The organism is Arthrobacter sp. FW306-1B-F12A (genome assembly GCF_058781865.1).
Genome location: NZ_JBYSXD010000005.1, coordinates 54,244 through 73,229, shown reverse-complemented (window position 1 = coordinate 73,229; position 18,986 = coordinate 54,244). Strand labels below are relative to the sequence as shown.

Here is an 18,986-nt window from a genome sequence, read left to right as displayed (position 1 = left end):
GGGCGCGTCCAGTATTCGTCCTAGTCTTGTCGAGTGGAAACTTTTGGCGAATCGACGACGGCGGCACCTCCGGTTGCCGAACTGCACCTACACATCGAAGGGACGCTTCAGCCCGAGCTGATTTTCGCGCTCGCGGAACGGAACGGGATTGAGCTTCCGTACGCGGATTTGGACGAGCTGCGCGCAAGGTACGAGTTCACGGATCTGCAGTCATTCCTTGATCTGTACTACGCCAACATGGCTGTGTTGCGCACCGAGCAGGATTTCGCGGACATGACCAGGGCCTATTTGGCACGTGCCGCGGCCGGTGGCGTGCGGCACGTCGAGGTCATGATGGATCCTCAGGCGCACATCTCGCGCGGCGTGGCCCTCGAGACATGCGTGAACGGTGTGGCGTCCGCGCTCGCGACGTCGGTGGAGGACTTCGGCGTCTCGACGCTCCTGATTGCCGCGTTCTTGAGGGACATGTCCGAGGAATCTGCGCTGGAGGTTTTGGAGCAGCTTCTAACCATGAAGGCGCCGATTGCCGGCATCGGCCTGGACTCGGCTGAGGTGGGCAATCCGCCGTCGAAGTTCGAGCGACTATACCGCCGCGCGGCGGAGGCCGGACTGCGACGGATCGCGCACGCGGGCGAGGAAGGCCCGGCTTCGTATATTTACGAGGCCCTCGATCTGCTCGGCGCGGAGAGGATCGACCACGGCATCCGTTGCATGGAAGATACGGCTCTCGTGGAACGATTGGTGGCAGGACAGATTCCGTTGACCGTGTGTCCCTTGTCCAACGTCCGGCTGCGCGCGGTGGACACCTTGGCCGATCACCCTTTGCCTGCGATGTTGGCAGCCGGACTGAATGTCAGCGTGAACTCGGACGATCCCGCGTACTTTGGCGGCTATGTGGACGACAACTTCGAGCAGCTTGTCGCCGTGCACCGTTTGTCCGTTGCGGACCGAGCACGCCTGGCCGCGAACTCGGTGCGTTCGTCGTTCGCGGACGAGGCCCGGAAGGCTGAGCTGCTGGCCGAGGTTTCGGAGTGGGAGAAGGCTGCCATCAATTAGTCGGTCGCGGGTCGATCACCGCGCTGCGCGGAGCTAAGCCCTCGCTGTCGGCCCACCAGCCCTATCGAAGTTCCCGGACCACTTCCTGAAACGCGAAGTGAGTTGGATAGCCTTGATTGCTCATTGCATGCACCATGGCTTTGGTCATCCAATCCTGGGGGAGCCATGTCCGGTCGGTCATCTGGGGATGGGTCGGATTACAGACGGACGCCCAGAGCATGAAGACGAGTTCGGCCCAATCAGAGTGAAGGATCCACTTGATCGGGCCATTCTCCGAAACTCCGTCGATGCTGAGCTGCCCTGGACCCACCAATGAGGCCATATGGATGCTGTGCCAGTTCCAGGCATGGATGCCAGTGGGGGAGTGAAGGTAAAACCCAAAGTTGCTCACGGCGACCGTCCCGTGGTCGATTGGAACCCAACGCGGCTGGGCCATTTCAGCTGCCTGCCGGCGTCGTGATGCGTTGCCAATAGCCTGCGCGGCGGCGAAACCGGCCATCATGGCCAGTCCACCTCTTCCGGTGGCAACCATCATTCCGTGGCTGTGGGCGTAACTACCGTCACCGGGTGCATGCCAGGAGAGCAGCTGAAACCCTCCATGTGCAACGATCCTCTCCTCGGGTCCGCCCAGCCGAAGGGCGAACGGTACTGGAAGGTGCTGACGTTGCCCCAACTGGCCGCGCATCGTGAGGACTGCCAATTCCGCGGTGGTCCAAAGTGCCTCGTCGCGGGCAGTCCATTGCTCGTTTTCGTCTTGCATAGGCTTTTTCCCCATGGGGTTTAAGCTAGCCGATTCCCGAGGGGATATGCCCGCCGAGGAGCAAGGTTGTGGATATCGGCGCACACGGCGCCGCTCGGAAGGAAGCGGATTCTGGCCGGGGCTCTCCGGAGGCCCTCGAGGGTACCCCAAGCGCCAGCTACCGGCCGGTACCCGAGAGCCCTCCATCACTTGCCGTCGTTTGGGCGTAATAGTGGGTCACGACACACGGTGTTTACCAAGAACAGTCGCCAGAATTTACAGAACATTGGCAGACTGCTGAAGGAATGTTCGCCGTTGAAGGAGACCCAGTGGCCAAGTCCACCGTCGAAAAAAGCAGTGCCCGTCTCAAGACCGTCCTGGACGTCTTGGCTGAGGGAACGTGGTCCGAGAAGTCGTTGAATGCCGGCGAGATCCTGGCAGAGGCGATTGTCCGTGTCCCGCTGGATGAGCGTGAGAGTGAGCTGCTCAGTGGAGGCATTCCGCGCGGCCATAAGAGCCTGACGACGGAGACAGCGAAGCTGGTCAAGGCTGGCTGGCTCGTCAAGGGCCGTTCGGGCTGGACCATCACCGACGACGGCCTGCGTGCCACGGTCGCTTTCGCCAAGCCGGACGAGTTCGTCACGGCGCTGACTGAGGGCATCCCCGTCCCGGCAGATACCCCGCTTCCCACAGCTCCCGTCAAGAAGGCTCCCGCCAGGAAGACCGCGGCCAAGAAGGCTCCCGCAGTGGAAAAGGCACCTGCTGCCAAAGCCGCAGCAACGAAGGCCCCCGCCGCCAGGGCAACGCCCAAGAAAGCTGCAGCACCCAAAGCGGCTGCCGCCGTCGAGAAGCTCGAGCAGCCGTCCGCCGTCGCGATCGCTGGTGACTTCAACACGATTCTCGGCGCGCCGGAGGACTGGGCTCCGCAGTACGACGAGGTGCAGATGAAGTTCAACGCCCGTCGCAAGGTGTGGACCCTCGCCGCCACGTTGCCTGCCGGTTTCTACACGTACAAGATCGCGCTGAACCGTTCGTGGGACGAGAACTACGGCGCGTTCGGCGCACGTGACGGTGCCAACCACGAGCTAAAGCACGACGGCGGCAAGGTCACCTTCACGTACGACCACGCCACACGCGACATCGTCACGGCTTAGCCAGTTCTCCCACGTTTTCTCCAAGTCCACATGCGACTTGGAGAAAACTTGGGAACAAGCGCCCAGGCTCCGAGGTTAGGGTAGGTCAACAGAACCTAACCGAGGAGCTAGCGATGACCGATGCCACTTTCCGCCACAACGTTGACCGCGAACGCTTTGAGGTGCTCGTTGACGGCCACGTAATCGGGAAGGCCGCGTACAAGGCGTACGACGACGGCGGGTCCCCGCAGCGGATCTTCTACCACACCGTGATCAACGAGGAGTTCGGCGGACAAGGGCTTGCGGGCAGGCTCGCCGAGGTGGCCCTGAACGAGACCATGAGCGAGGGACTCCGGATTGTGCCGGTGTGCCCTTTCATCAAGAAGTTCCTCACCAAGCACCCGGAATACGCGGCGAACGTTACTGCCCCGACGCTGGCGCACCTGGAGTACCTCAACGCGGCCCTCGTCCCCGCTGCCAGGGCCTAAAACCGCGGGTCGCGCCGCCGTCGAGCCTCACGAATACATCAATGAACCGGGAGTCGTCAGGACTTCGCCGGTCTCCAGCCAGGTCTTGAGGCCGGAGAGGATCATCGGCCAACCGCCGTAGATCTGGTCGTTGCCGCCTTCGCGGAGGTCGCTGTGGGTGACGGTCAGGTGGCAGGAATCGCCGACCGGTTCGATCTCCCACGTGACGCGTGATGTGCCCTCGGCTTTGACGTCCTCACCCCAGAGCGCGCGCATGGTCTGCACGAGCCGGCGCGGGGGATCGACCTCCACGTTTTCGCCTTCGCCCAGGACCATTCCGTTCGCCTTGGGATTGTGCATCTCGTAGTGGCCGCCCGGCGTCCAGTCGGCAGTGTGGGTGTTGCCGAACTGGTACTTGCTGCGGGTGTCGCTGTCCGTGATGGCTTCCCAGAGCCGCTCCGGAGTGGTCTTGATGTAGATTTCGAAGATCTTTTCCACGGGACTTTCCAATCTGGTCTTGAGGTCGCTCAACGCAGCGGCCCATGGTTCTGCATATTTGCTCACCCAGCGGTCGTGGACGAGCCTGATGGGTACCGGATTCAGGTAGTGGAGCTTTTCGCGACCACGACGGCGGGTCACAACCAGCCCGGCTTCCTCAAGGATCTTGAGGTGCTTCATGATCCCGAAACGGGTCATGTCGAACCGTGCTTCCAGCGCGCTGAGCGTCTGCCCGTCCTCGCGGAACAGCTCGTCGAGCAGATCCCTGCGGGTGGGGTCGGAAAGTGCCTTGAAGACGGCGTCCATGCATTCAGAATAGGTGACCATTTGGTCACATGTCAACGGATTTTGGCGGACTGGGTCCGGCGCATTTCCTGCGTGGGCGGGTTTATGTCCGGGTAGGTCTGAAGTGGTGGTTGCGGCGCGGTGTTTGGCGGGGGTCGAGGTGGGGTGGTGGTTTGAACCATGCGGTGCCGTTGTCCAGGGTGATGGTCCAGTGTTCTTTGTGGATGACGTGGTGGTGGTGGCTGCAGAGCAGGGTGCCGTTGTCGGTTCCGGTGGTGCCTTGGTTGGACCAGTAGGTGATGTGGTGGGCTTCGCACCAGGGTGCGGGGATGGTGCAGTCGGGGAAGGCGCAGCCTTGGTCGCGGGCGATGATGGCTTTGCGGATGTGGGGCGGGAAGATGCGGGTGGTGCGGCCGATGTCCAGGACGCGGCTTTTGCTGCCGAGGAGGACGGGGATGATGTCCGCGTCGCAGGCGATCTTGCGGATGATGGCGGGGTGGATGGGGCCCTGGAACGTGGACGCGCCGCTGCTGAGGCGCGGGACGCGCGCCGGCGGGCGTTTCGCGGTCGAGGTGGTCGAGGTGTTGGAGGCGGCCGAGGAGGTCTTGGTAGTCGATGGTGACCATGACCTGGGGCCGGAGGCCGCCGTTGGCGGGCAGTTGCCCGGTGGTCAGGGCCGCTGCGCAGGCGCCGGTGAGCCCGTCGAGGAGTTTCTGGGCCCGGGAGCGGCGGTCCAGGGCGGGGTGCGCGCCGGTGTCAGCCGAGCCGTCGTCGGCTGCGCCGCCGGCGTCGGCTGCGTTGGTGTCGGTGGTGTGCTGGAGGCGGGGGTTGGTGGCGGTGTTCATGGCGGTGGCGAGGGTTTCGTATTGTTCGGCGGTGGCGAAGATTTCCAGGTGGTGCAGGCCGTGGCGGGGTTTGCGGATGAACGCTCCCTGGCGGTGGCGGAGTTCTTCCTCGCCGGGTTCGGTTCCGTCCTGGTCGATGGCGTCGACCCAGCGTTTGGCCGTCCGGTGCACGAAGTCGGGATCGCTCTCCAGGGCGGTGCGGGTCAGGGAGTGTTCCATCTGCCGGGCGGTGTCCGGGTCGGCGTGGTGGCGTACCTGCTCCAGGGCCGTGCTGATGATCGTGGCCGAGCGGGTCGGCACGGCTGCGGTGGACAGGGCCGCGGCGAGGAGTTCGTGGCGTGCGGGGAGGTCTTGTCCGGTGAGTCCTGTCTGCGGGAGCACGCCGGCGGCCAGGGCGAGCCGGCGCCGGGCTTCGCCGATGCCGATCCGCAGCCGGGCGCGCAGGAATTCGGCGGCGTTCCGGTAGCCGTCGTCGACCGCGGCCGCTGCTGTGGGGCCGGGCGCGGACCCCGGCGCATCCGCCGCGTCCGGCGCGTCTGCCGGAATTCCCGCGTCCGCTGCTGCGGTTCCCGTATCGGCTGCGGCGGGTTCGCTCCAGCCGGTCCGCCAGCCCGGCGCCGCGGACGGCCGGCGGGAGGCCTGGGCTTCGCTGCGGGTCCGTTCCACGGCCTGGGCCGCGACGAGCTGCAGGAACTCGACCGTCCGGGAGATCTCTTCGACCGTGCCGGCGAAATCCGCGGCATCAAGGAAACCGAACGAGCGGGCGTCGGCGACGGCGGTTGAGCGCAGCGCATCCATCGCCGCGACCGCCCGGTCAAGGCCACCCGCGGCGGACGGCACGGCGGCCGGGTTTCGGAGCCGGGAAGGGTTTTGGAACTGGGAAGGGTTTTGGAACTGCGCTGGGTTTTGGAACTGCGCTGCGAATTGGAACTGCGCGTGCCGGGCGGGGACGGGCTTCAGCCGGCGGGACAGGCGTCCCGGCGACGGGATCCCGCCGTCGGGCGCGGCTGCCCGAGGTGCGACGAGTTGACCGATGCCTTCCATGAATAAACCCTGTCACGGGGGTCTGACATTTTTACCTCCCGCACGGCCGTTCGGCGTCGCGACAAGCGAAACAAGGAAAACACGTCCCAAGAATCAGGTGCTGAGCTCCCAGTGAACCCGGATCGCGTCGGCGATCGGGCCGGCGGTGACGTCAACTTGGAAGGCCACAGGGGCGGTCCCTGTCGCTTCAATGACGGTGTCGTGGTAGACCCGGCCGCAGGACGGACACAAGGTGTAGAGGTCCTCATCGTCGGGCCACGGGGCGAGTCCGGCGGGCACGGGCTTGTCGGCCCCGGCGAAAACAGGGACGCCCTGCGAGTTGGCCTGAATCAATCCCTCTTTGCTGACGGTGTTTCCGCACAGGCAAGTGATCGTCGTGACATCATGACCGATGACATCAGCGAATTCAGTGTCCATTTGAGCTCCCCGGCGTCGGAAGAGACGTTCTGCTTGTAGCTTATGCCCGCGGATCGCCTCCCGTCGCTGCATACGTGGTCATTTTGAATACCCGGGCAGGGTGCGCCCGATCTGCTGCCTAGACTCCTTGGATGGCTATGGACCTTGAGAGTGTTTTCCTCAACGGCACGGTTGGTGCCGGCAAGACGAGCACCGGCGAAGCCTTGCACTGGCTTCTCGCCGACGACGGAAGCAACGCCGTGATTGACCTCGAAACAGACACGAGCCGAACAGCCAGGAGCTGACCTGGCACCTGGATCGCAGCGTGGAGCTCGGTGAAATCCTGAGCGAGACCCAAGTCGAAACTCATGTGGTGCCGACGGGACCACGAACCCCACAACAGGTTGCCCAGGCGGTTCGGGCTCTGATTGGGTGGTAGGCGTAGCCAACGCACCACTGAAAGGACGCGATGAGATCCAACGAACTGCTGCTGGATTCCTTTGGCCGGGTCCGTGACGTCGTGGCCGCAACGCTGGAAGGGGTCGACGACGAGTCCTTGATCCACCGGCCCGCCGGCACCGGAAATTCGATTGCGTGGTTGATCTGGCACCTCAGCCGGGTGGAGGACGTCCAAGTCGCGTCCGCCGCCGGCGTCGAACAGGTGTGGACTTCGCAGGAGTTCGCGGGCCGCTTCAAGCTGCCGCTACCCGAACGCGACACCGGCTATGGCCACTCGAGCGATAAAGTCGACGCGGTTCAAGCTCCGCCGGAGCTGTTGCTCGAATACTACGACGCCGTGCACCGGCAGACGGCTGCGTTCCTGAAAACGCTCGACGACACGGACCTTGATCGCATCGTCGACACCCGCTGGGACCCGCCCGTCACTCTCGGCGTGCGCCTGGTCAGCACGATTGCCGATTGCCTTCAGCACGCGGGTCAGGCCGCCTACGCCAAAGGCCTAGGCGGCCGGTAAAACTGTTCAGACCGCTTTCCGGGGTTTGAAGATCAACCCCAGGACGGCTGCCAGCGCGAGCACGGACAGGACGGTTGCAGACCAGAACCCGGCCCGCCCGCCGGTCAGGAAGTCGCCGGGGATCGCGAAGGCCGCGTAGATCGAAGCCACGATGGCCAGGCCGACAGCTCCGCCCAGCTGCTGCATCGTCTGGAAGAGTCCGGACGCAGACCCTGCGTGCTCGGGTTCGACGTTGCGCAGCGCGAGCGTGGTGAGCGGCATGAACGTCATGCCGGCCGAGATTCCAGTGCCCAGCAGTGCAAGCAAAACGAGGGCGAGCGGGGTGTCCGTGTTCAGTTGCGTCAGCGGCAGGAAGGCGACGACGCGGAGCGCGGTACCGACGATGACCAGCCGGACGGCCCCGAAGCGCTCAAGTAGGCGCGGGACGATCCGCGACATCGCGAAGATGCTGAGCGGCATCGGCAGGAAGGCCAGTCCGGTGACCATCGGCGTGAGGTGCAGATCGTCTTCGAGGTACTGGACCATGAGGAAGAACATCGCCAGCATCCCGCCGTAGGTTGCTGCCATCGCTGCCAGCGCCGCCACTCGGCTCGGGCTGCGCAGCAGTTGCGGACGAAGCAGCGGGTGGGCCACCCTCCGCTCGGTAACGGCGAGAATTGCGATCAGTGCGGCCCCGACAACCAGGCCGCCGATCGTGCGCGGGCTGGACCATCCGACGTCGCCCGCTTGGATGAGACCCCACACGATGGCGATGGCGCCGCCCGTGGCGGTCACGGCTCCGAGGATGTCGAAGCGTCCGGGCCGCCGGGGCGTTTCCGCGACAAGGCGCGGCACCGCAATGAGGACGACGACGCCGATCGGCACGTTGATGAAGAGGGTCCAACGCCAGCTGGTGGTGTCGGTGAGGAGCCCCCCGAGGATGAGCCCGAGCGCGCCACCCATTGAGGCAATGGCGGAGAACAGGGCGAGCGCCCGGTTCCGCGCGCCGTCGTCCTTTGCGCTGGTGGTGATGAGCGCGAGAACGCTCGGGGCGGCGAATGCGGCGCCGAGGCCCTGGAGCGCGCGTGCGATAACAAGGAGGAGGGGCGACGTGGCGAGGCCACCAAGCAGGGAGAAGAGCGTGAAGGCTGCGACGCCCACCAGGAAGGTGCGACGGCGGCCCATCACGTCTCCGATCCGTCCGCCGAGCAGCAGGAGGCCGCCGAAAGCGACGGCGTAGCCGTTCAGGACCCAGCTGAGCTCGGCCCGGTCGAAGTGGAGGTCGGTGGCGATGTGGGGGAGCGCGACGTTAACGACGGTCGCGTCGAGGACAAGCATGAGTTGGGCCAGCATGACCAGCCAGAGGCCAATGCTGCCGGCCCGACGGCCGGATGTAACGATCCCGGCTGGGGCGCGTGTGGCGATTGTGGGTGTCATGGGAGGTGTCCTGTTCTAGCCGAGGGGGCTGACGTACACTAAGAGGAGAGTTGCTCCGTTTAGAACTATACGGAGACACTCTCCGTTTTTCAAGGGTGAATCGAAAGGTGTTTCTGTGCGCGCTGACGCTCAACGCAACCGCGACCGGATCGTGGAGGTTGCGCGTGCACTCTTCCGCGTCAAAGGCTTCGAAGCCGTTTCGATGGACGAAGTCGCCAAAGCGGCCGAGGTGGGACCCGGCACGCTCTACCGGCACTTCCCCACCAAGGAGTCGTTGTACGACGCCGTCCTCGAGGCGTGGGCAGAGAAGGTCCGCACCGCCGTCGACCGGGCCCTGTCCCTCGACGCCCCGGCACGGGAACGGTTGTTGAGCTGGCTAACCGACTATGCGTCGATGCTGACAGAACACAAAGGCGCCGCCGCGCGGATCACCGCAGCGCTGGGCGACCCCGGATCCCCGTTTGCCGCGAAGTGCCAGACCTACCTCGGCGCCAATCAGCGCGTGATCGAAGCGTTGGACTCGGCCTTGCGCCCCGGAGTCGATGCGATGCAGATCAGCAGGCTTGTCGGCGGCGTGGCCGCGGTAGTGGACAACAGCGAACTTCCCGCCGATGCGGCAGCATCAATGCTGGCGGTAGTCGCAGATGGACTCGTCGCTTCCTGACCGAGGTCTGGCGCAGAGCTGAGTACTCCGGCGTCTGAGCTGTACTCCAAGTGCACCACGCCACTTACTCGCAAATTCGTTAACCAAGTCCAGTAGAGATCACTCAAGGCTGCCCAGAAGCCCGTCCGTAGGATCCGTAGTGAGCCGAAGATGGCTCACTGCCATTGCTTTTGGGATGCAATGTGCGGCAGTACCAACCCCGGCAGGGCCCTGAACCATGCCAAGGACGCACATCATGAAAACTGCAAAAATCATGGCCGTTGCTTGCCTCTTGTTAGCTACGACCGCCACACCATTATCCGCCGCTAATGCCGCTCCCATGGAAGTTTCTGGGATCTCCTTGGGCAGCGACATTTCCTGGCCCCAATGTGGTGGCGGACTTCCTTCCGGCCAGGCGTTCGGAATTGTCGGCGTGAACGGCGGCCGTCCGGGCACCGCCAATCCCTGTTTCGCCGAGCAGCTGGGCTGGGCCAGCGGCTCGGCGGGCGGGACGAGCCAACCCGCAGCCGCTGTGTACGTCAACACCGCCAATCCCGCGGGCTATGGCGCGTGGTGGCCCGGATCCGATGCGGAGGTGGGTCTGGTCGGGCCCAACCCGTATGGGAGCTGCGACGGGTCAGCTTCGGCGGCGTGCGCCTACCTTTACGGTTACGGAATGGCCTTCGACGCCGTCACCCGGTACGGCGTGCCCGATCCCGCCAAGCGCCTGTGGTGGCTGGATGTGGAGACCGGGAATGCATGGTCTTGGGACACCGTGGCCAACGCCGCCGACATTGAAGGCATGGCCGCGTTCCTGCAAAGCATCGGCGCCCAGGTTGGCATCTACTCAACCTCGTACCAGTTCGGGCTCATCGCCGGCCAGCTTCATCCCGATAGCAATCTGAACGGGCTTAAGAGCTGGCTTGCCGGAGCAACATCACCAGAGACTGCGGCGGAACTCTGCTCGGCCCCGCCCCTGACTGCCGGCGGCGTGGTTGTGCTCACCCAATTCACCACGGACTTCGACTACAACTACTCCTGCCTTCCGCCCGCACCGCCGCCACCACCACCGGCACCTGCGCCGGTAGTGGCCCCGCCGAAGCCTCCGGCCCCGACGCTGACCCAAGACGCCAGCGGCAAAAAGAAGCCGGTACTGTCCGTAGCGCAGAGCTGAGGGCCCGGCAGCGAGGGTCCGGGGCTGGACTAGCGCAGCACCACAGCAAGATTTCCCGAAGATTGACCTAGTTTGCACCGTCGGCAGCGGTAGCTAAGTAACTTCGATCGGGGGACGAACGACGGGGCCGGTAAATGCGGTTGACGGGCGACTCCCGACATTGCTATTCGCAGCGACAAAGCCGTCGAAAGGTCTCGAAATGTCCCAGCCAAACTACAACCAGCCTTACCAATACCCGAACTACCCGAACGTCCAGCAGAACAACTCCCTTGAGCACTTTCAGGGGAGCAAGTTCAAAGAAAAGTCGATAATCTTTGGGGTCATCGGTTTCTTTTTCCTGGGCATTGTTTTCGGGCCGCTGGCGATTTCCAATGCACGAAAGGCCGAAGCCCTGCACCATTCGGCAACCTTGGGGAAGGTCCTGGGTTGGGTCGACACAATCGCTTCCGTGTTGGGGCTTCTGGTCTTCCTTCTCCTTTTCCTTCCGGCGGCGTTCCGCGGGGGACACTAACCCTGCGGGCCTGATGGCCCGGCAGCGAGGTTCGTGACGCGCCGTTTCGTGACCTCAGGCAACGATGGACCAGACTTAGGGACGTGACCAACAAACCCCGCCCCGGCCTAGCGATCGCTGCACTGAGTCTCGGGACGGCGCTGAATCCGCTGAACTCGTCGATGATCGCGGTCGCACTGGTGGTGCTGCGCCAGGACTTCGCGCTCGACGTCGCCACCGTCACCTGGGTGATCACGTCCTTCTACCTCGCCTCGGCGGCCGGCCAGCCGCTCATGGGCCGGCTCGCGGACCGCTTCGGTCCGCGAAGGTTGTTCACCTTTGGCATGGCGGTGGTCGCCGTTTCCTGCCTTCTGGCGCCGTTCTCGCCGAACTTCGCACTGGTCTGCGTGGCCCGCGCACTCATGGCGGTAGGGACCGCGACGGCGTACCCGTGCGCCGTCGTCATGGTCTCGACGCTCAGCCGGCAGGCGAACATCAGCTCAACCCGACCCCTGGGGCGGATCCAGATGGCGAACACGTCGGCAGCGGCGGTGGGACCCGTCGTCGGCGGCCTCCTGGTGAGCCTGGTCGGCTGGCAGGCGCTGTTCGCGATCAACGTGCCGATCTCGCTTCTGGCCCTCATTGTGGTGCAGCGGGTGGCGCCGCCCGACGTCGGACGCGAAAGCGGCAAGCTCTCCGCCCTCCTGCGCGATTCCGACATTCCGGGCATCCTGGCGTTCATCGCCTCACTGACGCTCGCGATGATGGCGCTGCTTAACGTGATGCCGGCTTATCGCTGGTGGTTCATCGCCGTCGCTGTTGTCCTTGCGGGGCTGTTCGCGTGGCGCGAGTTCCGGTTCAGTCCGCCGTTCCTGGACTTGCGGCTGCTCGGCCGGAACCGGCCGCTGCTGCTGTTGTACCTGGGTTTCGCGGTGTTCAGTGCGGTCTACTATTTTGCGTTCTTCGGCCTTCCGCAGTTGCTGCAGCAGGCTGGAAAGTACGACGCCGGCGTGGTCGGCCTGCTGATGCTGCCCCTTGCTGCCATGTCGGTTTTCATGACGCCGGTGACGGTGCGGTTCATTGAGCGGTTCGGCGTGCGGTCCGTGATGATCGCCGGCGTCGTGCTTTTGGCGCTGGCTTCCGGTGCGCTCGGAGTGTTGACGCTGTCCTTCTGGCCGCCGCTGGTGCTCGTGCTCACGGCGCTGATGGGTGTGCCGTATGGCGTGGTCAGTACGGCATCGAACCAAGGTTTGTACGTGTCCGCACGGCCGGAGGACAGGGGAGTGGCAGCCGGGATTTTCCAGACGTGCCGATACCTCGGGGCCATCACGGCGACGGTGCTCATTGGTGTGCTGTACGGTCCCGGGGTGAACCAGGCAAACTGGGGGCTCATGGTGTTGGTGATGCTGGGGTTGAGCGCGGTGGTGTTTGTGTTGGCGCTGGCTTGGCGGAAGCCGGGGGCAGTGGGTTAAGTCCCGTCGAGCGGCTCCGAAACCCGCTGCGGCTCTCGAGAGACCCCTATACCTACTCCGACCCACCTTGCCCACTCATTTTCAGTGCAATGCACACTGAGTGATCATTTTCGCCCGTAGCGTTGGATAGATTGTCAGGCTAGGGCTCTGGGGGCGCTCTCCGCAGATTTGGAAGGCCACTAGGCTCTCACATTTCAAAGCTGCGTTAGGAGTTGGGAGTTGTTCGAAGAGGAAACCCGACGGGCACTCGACTACGTGTCTCGCGGCGTGAGTGTACGGATCGTCGGCGGCCCCGGAAGTGGAAAATCAACGGTCCTGCAGTCGATCGCCGCTGGCCTTGAAAAGGCCGGTGTCACGGTCTACAGCCTCTCGGGTTCGCGGCTCCTGAATGAGACTCCGTTCGCAGGGATTGGCGCACTCGGACTGGAAGGGCGCGGGCAAGAGAATGGGCCGCTAGGAGTCGCGAACGTGCTTGCCGAACGGTTGGCTCGGCGAGGCCGCCGGGCACTCGTTGGTGACAATGGACGATGCCCCACTGTATTCAATGGCCTCCGTGTTCACGCCTGCCCGATGGCCGGAGACAACGATGCGACTCAGTCCTCTTGACTACGATCAAGTCAACAAACTCCTGGCCCAAACGCTCGGGTCGCCGCCGGACGTGGATTTGACCACCGCCGTGCTCATGAAATCCGGTGGCAACCCGCGGCTCGTGGTCAGGATCGCCCAAAGCGCGGAGCTGAGCGAGCAGCTTGTTCTCCTTGACGGACAGTGGAGCATGAGCGGGCACACACTCTCGAACGAATATCTCCAGAGCACCGTCCAGGAACTACTTCACGGACTAAGCGCCGATGAGCGGAGGGCTTTGCATACCCTGTCCGTGGTGGGAGCCCGGCCGCTGGGGCCCCTCATGCAGATAGTTGAGGCAGACATCCTGGACAGCCTCGAGGTGCGGGGGCTGGTTGCGCTGACCGAAGACAGCGGCGGAGCCATATGGGTAAGCGTCAGTCCGCACGTTGGTGCCGACTATTTCCGGGACCCTTACGTGCGATCCTCCCGCAGGGTGCTGGCGGATCGGAGTAACCGGGTGATCGATTCCCCCTCCCGGCGGGTAAAGAGTCCCTCTCTTGAGCTTCTGGCCGCGTTGATCAGAGACCTGCGGAGTGAAGCCGGCGACGGCACGGCTGCGACGCTGCATTTCCAGGAACAGCTACGGGAACTGGAGGAATCACAATTCAGCGTCTGGGAGTCCGAAAAGACCATGTCCAACGCAGCGTTCCTCAAGTTCTACTGAGGTGGGCCGATCGATCCCTCACGCATCGAACAAGTCTTCAGCGAAACTGAGGCGGTAGGAGCTGATTCCGGCGATCACTTCTTCTTCGCCATGACCCGGGCGCTGTGGGCCATAGTCAACGGCGGCCAGTTAGCTGTGGCGACGGACATACTCCAGGCGATCGGCCAAGCTCACCCCGATTGGAAAGCAGAAGCCCAGGCGTTCGCACTCTACTTGAAGGCGTCGTTTGACCGAATGCCTTTGAACCTCGACGAGACCCTGGACAGGCTATGCAGCCGCCACCCCAAGAGTGGCGTTCTGCCAGTCATCAGGGGCATTCTGGAGCTCTACCGCTTCGATGCGCAGGCTGCCCTCCGGGCCCTTGATTCAGCAGATGGCTTCGACCTTGCCGCTGGCATGGAGCCGTTTGTCCGTGGACTCGCTCTCCAGCAAGAATGTCCACTCGCTGGGGATTCAGGCGCGCAAAGACGTCGCCGACATCGGGCCCCTGCCTGGAACCGGAAAAGCAGTCTATGAGCTCGTTACCCGGAAATACGCCGATCCAGCCGAATTTGATGAAAGGGGCTGCCGACCTTCTGGAACAACAACTAGACCGGGGTTACATCACCGAAGCCGTGTATGCCTCACTGTTCATGCTTTCCCTCTATCCCGGGCATAAGATCCTGGAGATCACGCAACGGTTACTGCAAGAGAACGCGGTGACATCGCATGCCAAGTTCATCGCCATCGCCGGTGCCGTCCGTGACCGCGACCACCAACTGCTAAAAATCCTGTTGGACCAATATGAAGCCGACTCCGACCTTCCCGCGATCACCAGGCTGCTGAAAGGCGTGGTGAAGGATCACCTCCTCAAACGCCACCGGGGAGTGGCCAAGACCTTTCATCAGATCATCTCAACTTTCGAAAACCGCTTCCCGGCACAAAAGGGGTACAACTGACCCTCGACATGGGAGGGCATCCCCAGGGTCTGACTCCTTGCGAGAGGGAAGTTGCCCTCCTGGCAGCCAGCCAACGCACCCCAGAAATCGCTGCCCTCCTGGGGATCAGTCCCCGGACCGTGGAAAACCACATCTCCAGGGCCCTTGCCAAGACCGGAACCACTACGCGCCAGTCCCTTCATACGCACGCTCGAAACTCCCAAACAAACGGCGGATAATTGGACGCCCGGCTGTAGCTCCTCGGCTGCGCCCGCCACGGTGAGTACGGGCCCTGCCTGAGTTGGGGCTTGACTCACTCCCTATCTGCCGGTGTCAAGCGTTTTGCCTTTAATGAGTGGTGAGTACTCGAAATTGAGTATGTAAGGACCTCAAATTGAGTGGTCCCAAAGCCGGAATTGAGTATTAGCGAAGCCCGCACGGACGCAAAAATCAATTCTGGTTCTGACCTTAAAATTAAAGTCCTCCATCGGCTATTGATTTTTTATATTGATTGCAAATATTGTTGATGAACAAGCTTTTGGCTTACCTTTTTGGGGGAGATCCGTTATGTTCAATTTCCGCAAGACACTTGGCTCAATCGCGCTTTCTTCAGTGTTGGCCTTTTCGGGCACCAGCGTCGGTATCGCCACCGCCGCCCCGACTACGGGCTTTGCTGGCGCCGTTGTGGATGCAACCATGGAGCCGCAGGTTGCCCTTGTTTGGAACGTCTAGCAAGACAACTTCTACAGTAAAGAGACGTGTAAAAGGGCTTCCTTCGCAGTCCTGAGCATGCACGGCTATATTCGTGACTATGACTGTCTTCAGAATCGTCCCGGCACCTTCAACGCCGGCCGCTGGTCGCTCTGGGTGTTGGTTCCTGATTCCGTGCGGTAACTACGCCCTATGAATAGAAACAGATCATCAAACAGCGGCCAGCAATTGCTTTCTGTCCAAGACGGAAGCTTGGTCGAAGCGCGCGGTCGCCTGTTCACGGGAGCCGACGGACGTGCTTATGTGCGGCCGAGAATGCACCCCGATGAACCGCATATCGGTTTGCCCGAGCAGGCTCAAATGGACACAACAACACTAAGAATCAGGGTCACGGGCCTTGAAACTGGTGAATCCGTGCTTGGCAACCTAGAGGGTTCCTGGCATACCATCCGAGGCGTTCTAAGCGGGATGAGGATCGAAGTAACTGCTGTGCTCGATACCCCTGCGCAATGGCTCGACTCGTGGGAGGAAGCGGACCCAAGATATGCAGAGTCGAAGCCTGATGCGCCGTCGGAGTGGTTCCTTAGTCCAGACCGCCAGAAGCTTCTGGAAGGAATCTTTGCCAGCTTTGATGAGCACAAGGACTTCTATCCCCTTATTTCATTGGGACTTAACGGCACCTACGAAGGCACCTTCCGCGCCAAGTTGTACATGCTTGCGATCAACGAGAGCTTCGCATTGTGGGCAGAGAATTACAGTCCCGGTGATCTCCTTGTTAGATCGTTCGTGAGGGCCTTGTAGCTGGCGGGTGTTGTGCGTTGGAGAAGCAATGCAGGCATAGTTTCAGCGATGCTGATCTGCGGAGACGCGTTGACTGCGTGCGACAAGGGTGTCCAACGTCATGCCGGCTCAATACGAGTTACGGATCCGGTCCAGATTACCGAAGCGGCACCGCAGGACGGGGCGCTGGCGTCAGCGGCAAGCCTCCTCACCAAAGAGTTGAGCGGCGACCCCAACTTCGGGTCAGTCGCCCTTGGACAGGGGAAGCTCGTCATCACGTGGCACGGCCCGGAGAACGACCGCATCGCACTTTTGCGCGACCAACTCCCCGGCGTTGATATCTCGCTCCGTTCCGCAGCGTGCGTTCCGGGAACTGCCATGGACCGGGCGGGAACCCTTTTAGCAGAAGATGTAAGAGTCAGGGTCGTCGGGATGGCCAATGACGGATCCCATGTGGTGGCCACTGTTTCAGAGGGCGCAGACAGCAGTGCCCTTGCCGCCGCTTACGAAGCCCGGCTCGGCTACCCGGTCCGCCTCGAAACAGGGGGCGTGGTCCCGGCCACGGGGAACTGAAGGGCTTCTTTGAGACGCTCGCGTTGTGGCTTAGCAGAGCTTGTTGACACCCCTATCCGGTGGGAATAATCTCGGCCTTACGAGGTTCGTGGGTCTCATAGTGAGTGTTTTCGGCGCTGCCTCTGGGGGAGCTCCGCTAGTCGAATGAACTAGCGAGGAGAGTCCTCAATGTCTTGGGAAATGTCCGGAAAATATGTTGCCAATTGCAGTTGCGCTTTGATCTGTCCCTGTCCGGTGGACGGCAGACCCAACAGTGCCAACGGCGAATGCCGCGGCGTGGCAGTGTTCCATGTTGCGAACGGGAAGCTCGATGACACCGACCTTTCGGGTGTCGACTTCGCCTTCGTCAATTTCTTCCCGTCGAACCTCACAGCGGGCGACTGGAAGATCGGCGTCGTCGTCGATGAAGGCGCTTCCGATGGGCAGACGACCGCCCTTGAAAGCATCCTGCACGGCGAGGTCGGCGGACCGTTCGGGGATCTGGCGGCCCTGTACGGCGAATGGCTGGGCGTGCAGCGGGCCGCTGTCGCGTTCTCGGATGGCGATAACCCGTCCGCCTCGGTGGGAGACAGTGTGAACTACGCACTGGAAACGCTGCCCGGACCGGGTGGCAGCGTCACTACCGTCAAGAACGCGATGTACGCCTTCGCGTCCGACTACATGATCGGGAAGGCGCCCGGTCACTCGGATCTCTTCGGCCTGGACTTCGATGGGATCTACGGCGAGAGCGGAGAGTTCGCCTACGCAAGCGAAATGGCTGAAGGCGCCCCCAAGGGCAGGGCATGACAGCCGGGAACCTGCCTCGTAGAAAGTTGATTCGGGGAGCTGTGGCGGCCGGTACGCCGCGTGCCACAGCCTTCAACTTGGATCCTCGCGAGGCCGGCCTGGTTGCTGTTTTGCTGATTCTTGCGGCCGTGAGCTGGATCGTTTCTGCGGTGCAAACATCCGGGATGGACATGGGGCGCTGGACAGATCCGGGACCGCTCGGCTTCTTCCTCACCACCTGGGTGGTCATGTTGGCGGCCATGATGTTTCCGTCGGTGGCGCCCATGGTGGTTGCTTACGCCCGGATCACCCACCACCGTCGGGAGACCGGACGCTATGCCCCGGCAGGCTCCACGGCAGTCTTCGTGGCCGGCTACCTGATCTCCTGGACGATCTTCGGCCTCGCCGCGTACGCGCTCTACGCGATGGTCGCGTCCCTCATCCCCGGATTGTTTTCCTCCGATCCGGGCGGTCGCTACTTGGCGGCCGGAGTGATTTTTGTGGCGGCCGTCTACCAACTCACGCCAGCCAAGAACGTCTCCCTGATGAAATGCCGGACGCCGATGGACTTCATCCTGCGCCGCATCCGCTATGGACGGTTTGGCGCGCTGCGCCTTGGACTCGAGCACGGTGCATGGTGCGTTGCCTGCTGCTGGGCGCTGATGGTGGCACTCTTCGCGCTCGGCGTGATGAGTGTCGGCTGGATGGCTGTGGTGGGGGCATTCATTGCCTTGGAGAAGATGCTTCCGTGGAGACGGATCGCCAACCGATTGGTCGCCGTCGCCCTGGCCCTGATCGCGGTGGCGATCGCCGTTGCACCGGGGATGGTGCCCGGCGTCGGGATGTAAGTGCGGGGGAAAAAATGGGACGGTCTCGTTCATTAAGGAGACGGAAATGACTGATGGCACTGGACTGATCGGGCGTTTTTACAAGGAAATCATCGAGGGTGGAAACCTCGATCTCATTGATGAACTGGCGACGGACAACCTGGTGGACCACGAAGAGGCTCTCCCCGGGCAACCGCCCGGGAAGGAAGGCGTCCGGTTCTTCGTCACCGCCATCCGGGCGGCGTTCCCGGACATCAAGGTCAAGACGATAGAGCCGTGGCTGACTGACGGACGATTGGAGGCGTGCCACGTGGTGATGACGGGTACGCACCGCGGGGACATGGCGGGCGTTCCAGCGTCGGGCAACACCGTCGAATTCGGCGGGACCGACATCATCCGCGTCGAGGACGGCAAGGTTGCCGAGCACTGGGGATCTACTGACACCCTCAGCCTCATGCAGCAGATCGGCGCTATTCCCCAGTAGCGATTCC

At 62.8% G+C, this 18,986-nt stretch carries 23 protein-coding genes and 1 pseudogene; 18 read left to right on the top strand and 6 right to left on the bottom strand.

The genetic code is table 11. From position 1 onward, the window contains the following. Positions 1-33: 33 nt before the first annotated feature. Positions 34-1,056 (top strand): adenosine deaminase, encoded by a 1,023-nt coding sequence (locus AC3WJU_RS04335; RefSeq protein WP_492259228.1) that lies wholly within the window; start codon positions 34-36, stop codon positions 1,054-1,056. Positions 1,057-1,117: 61 nt separating this feature from the next. On the opposite strand, the gene AC3WJU_RS04330 is transcribed toward AC3WJU_RS04335, so the two are convergent. Next, entirely contained in the window at positions 1,118-1,816 is a 699-nt protein-coding gene (locus AC3WJU_RS04330; RefSeq protein ID WP_059388097.1) for a hypothetical protein, read from the bottom strand. A gap of 308 nt (positions 1,817-2,124) precedes the next feature. Here AC3WJU_RS04330 and AC3WJU_RS04325 point away from each other — a divergent pair, with 308 nt between their 5' ends. Both AC3WJU_RS04325 and AC3WJU_RS04320 read left to right on the top strand, forming a co-directional pair. Continuing rightward, positions 2,125-2,949: a pullulanase X25 domain-containing protein gene (locus tag AC3WJU_RS04325; RefSeq protein ID WP_492259227.1), complete on the top strand. Its 825-nt coding sequence runs from the start codon at positions 2,125-2,127 to the stop codon at positions 2,947-2,949. A 113-nt stretch (positions 2,950-3,062) separates the two neighbouring features. Continuing rightward, positions 3,063-3,416 carry a GNAT family N-acetyltransferase gene (locus tag AC3WJU_RS04320; protein ID WP_059388095.1) on the top strand — a complete coding sequence of 118 codons (354 nt, stop codon included), beginning with the start codon at positions 3,063-3,065 and terminating at the stop codon, positions 3,414-3,416. A 27-nt stretch (positions 3,417-3,443) separates the two neighbouring features. Here AC3WJU_RS04320 and AC3WJU_RS04315 read toward each other — a convergent pair whose 3' ends face one another. The 4 genes and pseudogenes from AC3WJU_RS04315 to AC3WJU_RS04300 all read right to left on the bottom strand — a co-directional run bounded on the left by AC3WJU_RS04315 (position 3,444) and on the right by AC3WJU_RS04300 (position 6,484). After that, positions 3,444-4,199, bottom strand: a complete 756-nt coding sequence (locus AC3WJU_RS04315) for an ArsR/SmtB family transcription factor (protein WP_078106162.1) — start codon at positions 4,197-4,199, stop codon at positions 3,444-3,446. 82 nt (positions 4,200-4,281) lie between these two features. Next, a complete protein-coding gene (locus tag AC3WJU_RS04310; RefSeq protein WP_492259270.1) occupies positions 4,282-4,479 on the bottom strand; it encodes a hypothetical protein in 198 nt (65 codons plus the stop codon). A 346-nt stretch (positions 4,480-4,825) separates the two neighbouring features. Continuing rightward, positions 4,826-5,821 (bottom strand): annotated as a pseudogene (locus AC3WJU_RS04305) (DUF222 domain-containing protein); the annotation flags it as partial. Positions 5,822-6,160: 339 nt separating this feature from the next. Next, a complete protein-coding gene (locus tag AC3WJU_RS04300) occupies positions 6,161-6,484 on the bottom strand; it encodes a hypothetical protein (protein ID WP_492259226.1) in 324 nt (107 codons plus the stop codon). Between the two features lie 131 nt (positions 6,485-6,615). Here AC3WJU_RS04300 and AC3WJU_RS04295 point away from each other — a divergent pair, with 131 nt between their 5' ends. Together AC3WJU_RS04295 and AC3WJU_RS04290 are read left to right on the top strand one after the other, a co-directional pair. After that, positions 6,616-6,768, top strand: coding sequence for a hypothetical protein (locus AC3WJU_RS04295; protein WP_492259225.1), 153 nt, complete (start codon positions 6,616-6,618; stop codon positions 6,766-6,768). Positions 6,769-6,932: 164 nt separating this feature from the next. Next, on the top strand, positions 6,933-7,436 hold the full coding sequence (locus AC3WJU_RS04290; RefSeq protein WP_492259224.1) for a mycothiol transferase: 504 nt from the start codon (positions 6,933-6,935) through the stop codon (positions 7,434-7,436). Between the two features lie 6 nt (positions 7,437-7,442). Here the strand turns inward: AC3WJU_RS04290 and AC3WJU_RS04285 are convergent, their stop codons facing one another. Then, a complete protein-coding gene (locus AC3WJU_RS04285; protein WP_492259223.1) occupies positions 7,443-8,852 on the bottom strand; it encodes an MFS transporter in 1,410 nt (469 codons plus the stop codon). 115 nt (positions 8,853-8,967) lie between these two features. On the opposite strand from AC3WJU_RS04285, the gene AC3WJU_RS04280 reads away from it, so the two are divergent. The 13 genes from AC3WJU_RS04280 (at position 8,968) to AC3WJU_RS04220 (ending at position 18,979) form a co-directional block, all read left to right on the top strand. Then, the gene (locus AC3WJU_RS04280; RefSeq protein ID WP_059388091.1) at positions 8,968-9,516 is read left to right on the top strand and encodes a TetR/AcrR family transcriptional regulator; all 549 of its coding nucleotides are present in this window, start codon (positions 8,968-8,970) and stop codon (positions 9,514-9,516) included. A 235-nt stretch (positions 9,517-9,751) separates the two neighbouring features. Beyond that, entirely contained in the window at positions 9,752-10,669 is a 918-nt protein-coding gene (locus AC3WJU_RS04275; protein ID WP_492259222.1) for a glycoside hydrolase family 25 domain-containing protein, read from the top strand. A gap of 199 nt (positions 10,670-10,868) precedes the next feature. After that, complete coding sequence (locus tag AC3WJU_RS04270) at positions 10,869-11,180, top strand: hypothetical protein (RefSeq protein WP_307054056.1); 312 nt, start codon at positions 10,869-10,871, stop codon at positions 11,178-11,180. An 83-nt stretch (positions 11,181-11,263) separates the two neighbouring features. Beyond that, on the top strand, positions 11,264-12,631 hold the full coding sequence (locus tag AC3WJU_RS04265) for an MFS transporter (protein ID WP_284991798.1): 1,368 nt from the start codon (positions 11,264-11,266) through the stop codon (positions 12,629-12,631). A gap of 586 nt (positions 12,632-13,217) precedes the next feature. Then, positions 13,218-13,922: a hypothetical protein gene (locus AC3WJU_RS04260; protein WP_492259221.1), complete on the top strand. Its 705-nt coding sequence runs from the start codon at positions 13,218-13,220 to the stop codon at positions 13,920-13,922. Positions 13,923-14,434: 512 nt separating this feature from the next. Then, positions 14,435-14,860 carry a hypothetical protein gene (locus AC3WJU_RS04255; RefSeq protein WP_492259220.1) on the top strand — a complete coding sequence of 142 codons (426 nt, stop codon included), beginning with the start codon at positions 14,435-14,437 and terminating at the stop codon, positions 14,858-14,860. Between the two features lie 8 nt (positions 14,861-14,868). Then, positions 14,869-15,078 carry a response regulator transcription factor gene (locus AC3WJU_RS04250; protein ID WP_307054060.1) on the top strand — a complete coding sequence of 70 codons (210 nt, stop codon included), beginning with the start codon at positions 14,869-14,871 and terminating at the stop codon, positions 15,076-15,078. A 268-nt stretch (positions 15,079-15,346) separates the two neighbouring features. Further along, positions 15,347-15,571: a hypothetical protein gene (locus tag AC3WJU_RS04245; protein WP_492259219.1), complete on the top strand. Its 225-nt coding sequence runs from the start codon at positions 15,347-15,349 to the stop codon at positions 15,569-15,571. 339 nt (positions 15,572-15,910) lie between these two features. After that, positions 15,911-16,351, top strand: a complete 441-nt coding sequence (locus AC3WJU_RS04240) for a hypothetical protein (protein WP_148667453.1) — start codon at positions 15,911-15,913, stop codon at positions 16,349-16,351. 48 nt (positions 16,352-16,399) lie between these two features. Next, on the top strand, positions 16,400-16,903 hold the full coding sequence (locus tag AC3WJU_RS04235; RefSeq protein WP_306962273.1) for a hypothetical protein: 504 nt from the start codon (positions 16,400-16,402) through the stop codon (positions 16,901-16,903). Between the two features lie 168 nt (positions 16,904-17,071). Next, positions 17,072-17,689 carry a DUF1326 domain-containing protein gene (locus AC3WJU_RS04230; RefSeq protein WP_492259218.1) on the top strand — a complete coding sequence of 206 codons (618 nt, stop codon included), beginning with the start codon at positions 17,072-17,074 and terminating at the stop codon, positions 17,687-17,689. Further along, the gene (locus tag AC3WJU_RS04225; protein WP_441438248.1) at positions 17,686-18,516 is read left to right on the top strand and encodes a DUF2182 domain-containing protein; all 831 of its coding nucleotides are present in this window, start codon (positions 17,686-17,688) and stop codon (positions 18,514-18,516) included. The genes AC3WJU_RS04230 and AC3WJU_RS04225 overlap by 4 nt, the downstream gene beginning before the upstream one ends. 46 nt (positions 18,517-18,562) lie before the next feature. Beyond that, positions 18,563-18,979: an ester cyclase gene (locus AC3WJU_RS04220; protein WP_059388081.1), complete on the top strand. Its 417-nt coding sequence runs from the start codon at positions 18,563-18,565 to the stop codon at positions 18,977-18,979. Positions 18,980-18,986 lie beyond the last annotated feature (7 nt).